We start from the raw sequence: 2,607 nt of genomic DNA on the forward strand, positions 1-2,607 counted from the left end.
GTGTTGGGTAGGCGTTGGAGGCTGTTGGGGGTGTGGATAAGCCGTTGGGGCGGGAGTTGGGGAGGTTGGCGGCTGAATTAGCAGGTATCCAGACGATGGAGCAGATTGATGCGCCACTCATCGCTTTAAAGGACTATTTGAAAGATATCCAGTGATATGAGCATTTGTTGTCGAGACATTGCGCATTGCAGTTGCCAACCTGCTGCTTGAGTAGACCTATCAGTTCTGCTAGTACCCCTACCTCGCCAGTTATTCAATAATGAACGCCTTCACTTGGGATTTCAGAGGTGTTCACCCATGACTGCCCGAAGCGAAACTCTACTGTGCCAATATCGCCATGATGCCCTCGACCAGCTGGTCGGTAACGTGATGCAAGGCGAGCAAGAGCGTCAGCACTTCTACTGCAGAAATCGCCTCTGCACAGAGATACAGGGGAAGACAAGCCACTCCATCCTCCAACACAGCGACCAATTGTTGGCGCAGCTGCAGAGTGAGGGTGATGTGTCCCACACCATACTTCTGGCCAGCGATCAACAACGCTCGGTATTGCAGACGCTCAAGACCAATCATCAACCACAATCTTTCGCCTACTTGCCTTATGGACATAGCCCCTTTACAAGTGGGCTACTCAACATGCTTGGCTTTAATGGTGAGCGCAGGGATCCGCTGACGGGAAATTATTTTTTGGGGAACGGATATCGGGCGTTTAGTCCGGTTTTGATGCGATTTCTCAGCCCGGATCATTTAAGCCCGTTCGGAGAGGGTGGCTTTAACGCATATGCCTATTGCGAAAATGATCCAATCAATTATGCAGACCCGACGGGTAAAGCAAAGCTTCTTCTTATCGCGCGTAGAATTTTCAACCAATCAAATGTATCCAACGCCTTATCCAGAGTTAAGAATAGTCTAGGCAGTATAAAAAAAACCAAAGCAATAAAAACAGTAAAGAAAACCACACAGCCTATCCCTCCAAACACACAGCAAACAAACGCTCCTGCGACAACAACAAACCTTGGCAAAACGCCCGACACCTCCAAGAACCTAAGCGCGCTTGCGCATAAAAAAATGGACGTCAATAAGTCTTCTACAACTCAAAACAGAACCCGCACAGCCCCTATTCTTAACGATACTAATCCTGACAGGTGGGACATTCGACTCAGGCCGCGCGCAACTCAGCGTGTCGTTAAACCGCCAGTTTCACCCTCAATTCATAAGTACGCTCTTCCTGACGGGTGGGGCGGATTACTACCCAACGACCCCAGACTGCAACCCGTTGTTCAATTAATCCGCATTACGGTTTAATCATCCATGGAAAACACTGTTAAATTCCAGGACAGGTGGCCATGCCGTAGTAACGGTACTTCGTTTCGATCAGAAAAATGAAAAATGGAGACGGATTTATTTCGAGTTTAACCCACTAATAAATGTGCCCCCTTTTCCTTCAGGCTGGAGCGAGAGTGAGCATGTGTAGTCCGTTACAGAGTTGAGGGTAGTGGCGCGACGCTACTATTTTGCCAATTTGCTGTCCACTGGCAGCCCAAGGGGTAGGCCCCATTTCCTGCCTACTGGGAGTTGGGTTCAGTGCAGGACATTGCCAACTCTAATCAAACAGCCTATAGCGCAGTTCTTTGCCAAAGAAAATAGATACAAAATACAAAATAAACCCAGCCCACAGACTGACTTTCATTACATCCCTAAATAGCTGCTTGCAAGAGGAACGATAGTGATTGACTACGGCGCCACATATCGTACCAACTGAGAGCAGAATCAACGACAGTGCTGGCACAGCAACATCCAAACCTTTGAACTCCAACAATTCTGAATGAAAGCGATTTCCATAAGGTAGCACGAGATACTCAAACCAAATCGCATAACCGGCGAATGATAAAAATATAAAGGAAATTAAACCGAGCACGATCGTTAATCGATTTTTATGTACCCGCGATACAGTTTCTTTTTTTGATTCATGCCTGGACTTTCTACATCCATAACAGAGACCGATTTTAATCCCTCTTGTTCTTTCTTCATTTAATGCGCCACAGCATCTGCACTTTCTTGCTATTGACTTGAATTTTCCACGAGCCATCCGTCCAAGCCCTTCGTTATGTATGACTCACCATTAAGTCCATTGCTGCATTGCAGATCCGAGCAAGGCCAACCCAAGGAAATCCGCCTCAAAACTCGCTTTAGGCCCAAACGACATAAAGCGAATAAAGGAAAATCGTAAAAAAGAATACGCCGCCAGTGATCCACGGCGCTAACAACTTTCTCTTGAGATGAAGCGGCAGATTCTCCAATTCATTTTCTTCAATAAGGCCTCGTCTCTCGCAAAACTTAGGAATCAAAAACATTAAAGCAATTGAACAATTTCTAACAACTGAGCCTAGCAACCCCAAGCCTGACAAACCTTTTCGATTAATCGCAACAAACTTACTTTTTCTAAGATATTTTTCAATCAACCCGGTATATAAGTAAGAGGACAAAAATATCCAGCATAATGCAAAAAATAAGCATATCATTGAAACTAGCGCAATGTAGGCCAATACAACCTCAGTCATAGCAAAGCGCCCCTATATAATATTTCACCAATTTGCTCTCCAGCTATAC

General features: G+C 45.7%; 3 protein-coding genes. 1 reads left to right on the top strand and 2 read right to left on the bottom strand.

Going from position 1 to position 2,607, the window contains the following annotated elements:
* Nucleotides 1-297 precede the first annotated feature (297 nt).
* Nucleotides 298-1,302, top strand: coding sequence for an RHS repeat-associated core domain-containing protein (locus D8V06_RS06580; RefSeq protein ID WP_130905819.1), 1,005 nt, complete (start codon nucleotides 298-300; stop codon nucleotides 1,300-1,302).
* Between the two features lie 298 nt (nucleotides 1,303-1,600).
* Here the strand turns inward: D8V06_RS06580 and D8V06_RS06585 are convergent, their stop codons facing one another.
* Nucleotides 1,601-2,086, bottom strand: a complete 486-nt coding sequence (locus tag D8V06_RS06585) for a hypothetical protein (protein WP_130905820.1) — start codon at nucleotides 2,084-2,086, stop codon at nucleotides 1,601-1,603.
* 100 nt (nucleotides 2,087-2,186) lie between these two features.
* Entirely contained in the window at nucleotides 2,187-2,558 is a 372-nt protein-coding gene (locus D8V06_RS06590) for a hypothetical protein (protein WP_130905821.1), read from the bottom strand.
* Nucleotides 2,559-2,607: the final 49 nt, after the last annotated feature.

The sequence above is a fragment of the Pseudomonas sp. Sample_24 genome, assembly GCF_004307605.1.
GTDB lineage: Bacteria > Pseudomonadota > Gammaproteobacteria > Pseudomonadales > Pseudomonadaceae > Aquipseudomonas.

Excerpts from the sequence above, each read along its gene's own strand:
- D8V06_RS06585 (WP_130905820.1), bottom strand. The coding sequence starts at position 2,086 with ATGGCTCGTGGAAAATTCAAGTCAATAGCAAGAAAGTGCAGATGCTGT.
- D8V06_RS06580 (WP_130905819.1), top strand. The coding sequence starts at position 298 with ATGACTGCCCGAAGCGAAACTCTACTGTGCCAATATCGCCATGATGCC.
- D8V06_RS06590 (WP_130905821.1), bottom strand. The coding sequence starts at position 2,558 with ATGACTGAGGTTGTATTGGCCTACATTGCGCTAGTTTCAATGATATGC.